At 42.0% G+C, this 6,369-nt stretch carries 6 protein-coding genes; all 6 read right to left on the bottom strand.

Going from position 1 to position 6,369, the window contains the following annotated elements; all coding sequences use genetic code 11:
- Nucleotides 1-1,018, bottom strand: a 1,018-nt coding sequence (gene atpA / locus VK664_RS20215; RefSeq protein ID WP_461400513.1) for a F0F1 ATP synthase subunit alpha, incomplete at its 3' end; no start/stop codon positions are given.
- Between the two features lie 114 nt (nucleotides 1,019-1,132).
- Nucleotides 1,133-1,696, bottom strand: a complete 564-nt coding sequence (atpH, locus tag VK664_RS20210) for an ATP synthase F1 subunit delta (RefSeq protein ID WP_461400512.1) — start codon at nucleotides 1,694-1,696, stop codon at nucleotides 1,133-1,135.
- Nucleotides 1,697-1,872: 176 nt separating this feature from the next.
- Nucleotides 1,873-2,367 (bottom strand): F0F1 ATP synthase subunit B, encoded by a 495-nt coding sequence (gene atpF, locus VK664_RS20205; protein ID WP_461400511.1) that lies wholly within the window; start codon nucleotides 2,365-2,367, stop codon nucleotides 1,873-1,875.
- Between the two features lie 111 nt (nucleotides 2,368-2,478).
- Nucleotides 2,479-2,727 (bottom strand): ATP synthase F0 subunit C, encoded by a 249-nt coding sequence (gene atpE / locus VK664_RS20200; protein ID WP_458922580.1) that lies wholly within the window; start codon nucleotides 2,725-2,727, stop codon nucleotides 2,479-2,481.
- 115 nt (nucleotides 2,728-2,842) lie between these two features.
- Nucleotides 2,843-4,009 carry a F0F1 ATP synthase subunit A gene (gene atpB / locus VK664_RS20195; protein ID WP_461400510.1) on the bottom strand — a complete coding sequence of 389 codons (1,167 nt, stop codon included), beginning with the start codon at nucleotides 4,007-4,009 and terminating at the stop codon, nucleotides 2,843-2,845.
- A 79-nt stretch (nucleotides 4,010-4,088) separates the two neighbouring features.
- Nucleotides 4,089-5,885 (bottom strand): ABC transporter ATP-binding protein, encoded by a 1,797-nt coding sequence (locus VK664_RS20190; protein ID WP_461400509.1) that lies wholly within the window; start codon nucleotides 5,883-5,885, stop codon nucleotides 4,089-4,091.
- Nucleotides 5,886-6,369 lie beyond the last annotated feature (484 nt).

Below are 6,369 nucleotides of genomic sequence, written 5' to 3'. Positions count from 1 at the left end.
CTGTGAGTGAACCTCCTCCTTTTACCAGGTGGCGGATTGATTCAGGAAGATCATTCATATCCTTTGCAACATTATCATCACTGATCACCTTTGCAGCACGCTCAAGCAAACGACTGTGCAGATAGAATACGTCACCAGGATAAGCCTCACGGCCCGGTGGACGGCGCAGTAACAGCGAAACTTCGCGATAAGCTACAGCCTGCTTTGACAGATCATCATAAATGATCAATGCAGGGCGACCTGTATCACGGAAAAACTCTCCTATCGCTGCACCGGCAAAAGGAGCATAGAATTGCAATGGAGCCGGTTCAGAAGCAGAAGCCGCAACAATGGTTGTAAACGCCATCGCACCATTGTCTTCCAGAGTTTTCATCACACCGGCAATAGTTGAAGCTTTCTGACCGATCGCAACATATATACAGTAAACTGGTTTACCTGCAGTATAAAATTCTTTCTGATTGATAATAGTATCAACTGCGATAGCTGTTTTACCAGTCTGACGGTCACCGATTATCAATTCACGCTGTCCACGCCCGATAGGAATCATCGCGTCGATAGCTTTCAAACCTGTTTGCAAAGGTTCTTTCACCGGTTCACGGTAGATAACACCAGGAGCTTTACGTTCCAGGGGCATTTCATATAATTCACCTGTAAGTGGTCCCTTACCATCGATAGGCGCACCAAGGGTATTTACCACACGACCAAGCATACCTTCTCCCACTTTAATAGAAGCGATCTTGCCGGTTCTTTTTACCTGGGCTCCCTCTTTAACGGCACTTGGATCTCCCATCAATACCACACCCACATTGTCTTCCTCAAGATTCAATGCAATCGCCCGAACACCATTTTCAAATTCAACCAGTTCACCACTGCTTACGTTGTTTAATCCGTAAACACGGGCTATACCATCACCCACCTGTAAAACAGTACCTACTTCTTCCAGGTCTGCTGAAGCATTAAAATTGCTCAGCTGCTGACGCAGGATAGCCGAAATTTCATCGGGTTTAATTTCTACCATGTTTTATTATTTAGTTTTAAGCTTTCAATTTACAGGCAGTTCCAGATTAAACTGCGGTGCCTGTTTACCGTGAATAATGTAATACTATACCAGATATATCTGCCTGAAATATACCTATCGTATATTATAGATAAAGTCGTTATTTAAGAATTGTTGTTTGATCGCATTCAGATCATAGCTGATACTTGCGTCAACGAGCGAATCACCCATTTGTAATACAAACCCACCAATCAATTCTTCTTTTACTTCTGTTTTTAGTTCTATGTTTTGTAAAGAAGTTGTAGCCTTAACTTTATCTATGATCATTTGCTTTAACTCTTCACTAGCCGGAACCGCAGTAATAAGCTTCACAACAAAAATGTCTTTCAACACCTTGTATTGATTGATATACGCAGTGATGATCTCCGGCAAAAATCCTTCACGGCCCTTTTTTATTAATAAACGGTTGAAACCAGCAACAATCTCGCCCACTTTACCTTCAGTTACCAATTGAAGTATTGTTTGTTTCTTATCCGGTGTGATAACCGGGCTACGAAGTATTACCAAAAAATCCCTGCTTTGTTTCAAAACCGACTGCAGGTACAACATATCGTTATACACACGATCAAGCTCGTTCCTTTCTATCGCTAACCCAATCAGGCTCTTCGCGTATCTGCCTGCTATCCGGGGATTTTGCATAATTTATTTTTACTGATTAAACAAAGAAGCATCTGCGAAACTTCAATGTAAAATGTTTGATTCAGGTTTAGCTCTGATAATTCAAATTCTGTTGGTCAACTTCTGTTAGTCACCTTCTGATAGTCAACTTCTGTTAGTCAACTTCTGTTAGTCAACTTGTGTAAGCCCAACTTCTGTTAGTTCAACTTCACGTCTGATGCCAGCTGGTGGATAAATGCCTCCTGTTCAGCTTTGTTATTTAATTCTCGACGCAATACTTTTTCTGCAACATCAAGCACAAGCAGACCAACCTGATTTTTAACATCTGTCAGTGCAGCCATTTTTTGTGTCTGGATAGCAGCGTTAGCTTCTGAAATGATCTTATTCGCTTCCACCTTGGCTTGTTCTTTAGCTTCGGTCAGAATCTTTTCTTTGATGTCGCGGGCTTCCTTCAGGATCTGCGCTCTTTCTTCACGGGCCTTGGCAAGCAGCGCTTCGTTTTCACTTTTCAACTGAGCCATTTCTGCCTTAACCCTTTCAGCGATTGCAATAGATTCCGCAATTCCCAGTTCTCTTTCTTTCAAAGAGGCCAATATAGGTTTCCAGGCAAACTTTTTCAGAATGAAAAACACGATACCAAAAGCCAGCAGGGTCCAAAGTAATAATCCAAACGAGGGGGTAAGTAAATCCATCTTTAATAATATTTATAACTGTTTAATCTCGCTTTTTAAATCATAAAAAATAATCACAAAAAAGATTACTGCATTCTCCGCCCTTTGCTTTGAATGCAGTAATAAGGTTGATTAAACGAACATAGCCAGGATACCTGCGATAACGGCGAAAAGGGCAACACCCTCAATAAACGCAGCAGTCAGGATCATGTTAGCACGGATGTCGTTACTGGCTTCGGGTTGACGGGCAATAGCTTCAACAGCTCCTTTACCAATCTGACCGATACCAATACCAGCACCGATTGCAGCTAAACCTGCTCCGAGTGCACCACCTGCATTCGCCCAGGGTACTTCGCTTAACAAAATTGTCAAAAGATCCATAATTGTGTTTTTATATACTGATTAAAAAAAGACTAAGAAATCACTCACAACTCAAAACTCACCACTAACTCATAACTCATCACTCATAACTCATCACTCATCACTCATCACTCTTCTACGCTATAACTGCGTCATCAAATCCTTCTTTTTTCGGATGATGTGTATCATCGTGATGTGTGTCCTCATGATGATGTGTCTCTTCAATTGCCTGACCGATAAATACAGCTGTCAGATTGGTGAAAATGAAAGCCTGGATAAATGCCACCAGGATTTCGATCACATAGATGAAGACAGCGAAGGCTATTGAAATCGGAGAGAAACCCCAACCAATTGCTGCATTTAAGCCACCAAATATGAATATCAGGGAGATAAGACAGATTATGATAATGTGTCCCGCGAGCATATTCGCAAAAAGACGTATAATAAGTGCGAAAGGCTTTGTGAATATGCCAAGAATCTCAACAGGAACAAGAATGAACTTGATACCGCCCGGAACAGGGGGATTGAAGATATGGCTCCAGAAATGCCTGTTTGCACTAAACATGATAACAAAAAATGAAATCACTCCCAGGACAGCCGTAAATGCGATGTTGCCGGTAACATTTGCAGATCCCGGAATCAACCCGAAAATATTGTTGACTAATATGAAAAAGAAGATGGTAAGCAGGTAAGGGAGATATTTTTCATATTTCAACCCAAGATTTGGTTTAGCCACTTCATCTCTTACAAAAGTGATTACCGGCTCCACTGCATTTTGCAAACCTGTTGGTGCCTGTTTTACACCCACCCCGGTCTTATACTTTTTCGCAATATTAGTCATGATCAATACCAGGATAATCAGCGCAAGAAACATCTGCACCACATTTCGGGTAAGAGAAAGATCATAAACCTTTACTGTCTCATCAGTTGTCCCATCGGAAGTTACGGGATGGATTTTACCACGTTCTAACTTATAACCATTGTAAATCTCATGACCGTGATGAAACTTTGAAGACATAAATACATCCATACCGCGCTGGGGAGAATAAAGTATCACGGGTAATGGAATAGAAACATGATGCTTTTCGCCATCTTTGCCTTTATAGGAAAGAAAATGGAACTGGTGAGCGTCTAAAACGTGTTCAAAAATAACTTCATTCGCGTTAAAACCTTCCTTCGTGATATGTTCTTCTTCCTGCGTGTCGCCATTATCGTGATGCTGAGCAAAGGCACCCTGAGAAATCAGGACCAAACTCAGGCTAAAAACCGCTACCAATAAGGATTTAACACGTTTAACTAGCATACCTTTCTCTAAATTTGGCGCAAAGATAAGAAGGGATAGATTAATTTAAAGTGTTTTGACAGGAAATGGGGAAAGAATTTTAAGATTTTACTACTGCCTTCACCGCTGTTTTTGAAAACTGCATCTCGTACAATTTAGCATAAAATCCACCCTTTGCGAGTAACTCGTCATGTGTACCGGTTTCCTTGATTTCTCCCTTATCCAGCACGATAATCTTGTCGGCTTTACGTATGGTAGACAATCTGTGGGCAATAATTATAGAAGTTCGACCCTGGATCAGGGTTTCAGTAGCTTTTTGTATAAGTAGCTCGCTTTCAGTATCAATGGATGATGTGGCTTCGTCCAGGATTAATATGGATGGGTTGAAAAGCAGCGCCCGGATAAATGATAAAAGTTGCCTTTGTCCGAGACTGAGTGAGCTTCCCCTTTCCATCACTTTATAATCATACCCACCAGGTAATCTCATAATAAAGTCATGCATATCGATCATTTTCGCAGCATTCATCACCTGCTCCCTTGAAATTGCCGGATTGCGCAAAGTCAGATTGTCCATGATTGATCCGGAAAACAGGAATACATCCTGCAACACAACGCCAATGTTTTTTCGGAGTATATCGAGTTTGAAATCATTGACATTCACCTCATCGATCTTTATTGCTCCCTTTTGGATATGATAAAGCCGGTTTATGAGGCTGATAACCGAGGTTTTACCACTGCCTGTATGACCCACAAGTGCAGCCGTCTGCCCTGGTTCCAGGATAAAATTAATGTCTTTCAACACATAATGATCTTCAGTATAACCAAAAGAGACATGATCAAACTCGAGCTTACCTTTCACCGCTTCGGGTGCATAATCGCCTTCAGCCGTGATGACATCATCATTATCCATCACCTTAAATACCCTTTCGCTGGCTACCATGCCCATCTGCAAAACATTGAATTTATCGGCGATAACACGCAACGGCCGGAATAAAAGATTGAGGCACAGGTAGAAGGATACCATCTTTCCCAGTAATTCACTTGCTTCTGCAGGGGGCATTTCTACAGCATTGGTAGCGGCCCACCAGACCATTAAACCGGTGCCGACAGCGAGCACAATTTCAACAATCGGGAAAAATACCGAATAGGCAAAAATTGCGTTGATATTGGCGTCTTTGTGTTCGGTGTTAATTTTTCGAAACTTACCTGATTCACGGTCCTCGGCGGCAAAAGCCTGAACAATCTGCATTCCGGTTATATGTTCCTGTACAAAAGCATTCAGTTGAGCAACGGCATTTCGAACTCTTATAAACGATTTGTTTACGCTTTCCTTAAAAATATAAGTGGCAACAATCAGGATCGGGAATGCAGCCAGTGAGATAAGGGTCAGCCTCCAGTCCACATAAAACATATATCCCAGTATCGCGACGATTGATAACATATCTGCAATTATCGGTATCAATCCGTCTGCAAAAATATCGTTTATTGCTTCTATGTCATTGATTGTGCGCGTTGTAAGTGTGCCAATCGGTGTCTTATCGAACTGTGATAAATTCAGAGACAATACTTTATCATAAACAGCCACCCGGAGATCCTTCACCACGGTCTGGCCCAGCCAGGCCATAAGATATGTGAAATAAAATCGCATAGCCGTCTCCAGAAACAACAATCCAATCTGGATAACAGTGATCCATATTATCCAGTCAATCTTATTTTGCCTGATGAAGTCATTTATGGTGAGCTGGATAAGATAAGGCCTTACCGGCGACAATACTGCCAATACAATGGCGAGAATAAGTGAAATGTAAAACTTTGTTTTGTAGGGTTTGGCGTAGAGAAATACTCTGCGGAGGAGACTCAGATCCAATACTTTTTTTCCTTTCAACTTTTCGGGCATAACGGCTGCAAATATACAACTTCGGGATTCGTCCTTTTGTGCAGGTTGTTCAGCAATTATACAAGCGGTAAACTATTTTGGAATTGCATACAGCGCTATTATGCAACAGTTTTTGGTCGCTTCTTCGCACCGTTGGGAGCGGGATTGTGCCTTTTTGCGGCTGTGTCCCGTGGTTAATACCTTTGCTCATGTCCCGCACGTGCGGGATTGTCTCCGATCGGCTTTTTTTGCCCTGATCAGCTTCAATAACTGCGATTATGGTACGACATGCTGGTTTGCTTTCTTTGTTTACCAGCATTCTTATGCAAGAGTTTTTGGTCGCTTCTTCGCACCGTTGGGAGCAGGATTGTGCCTTTTTGCGGCTGTGTCCCGTGGTTAATACCTTTGCTCATGCCGCTCTATGCTGTTGTCTCCGATCGGCTTTTTTGCCCTGATCAGCTTTGTTAGGGTTTCTTCAAGTGCTGGTTGCAGTATCGCCCTGATC

The organism is Flavitalea sp. (assembly GCF_035489435.1).
In the GTDB taxonomy this organism is placed as follows: domain Bacteria; phylum Bacteroidota; class Bacteroidia; order Chitinophagales; family Chitinophagaceae; genus DATHKG01.
This window is presented reverse-complemented; position numbering and strand designations above follow the sequence as displayed.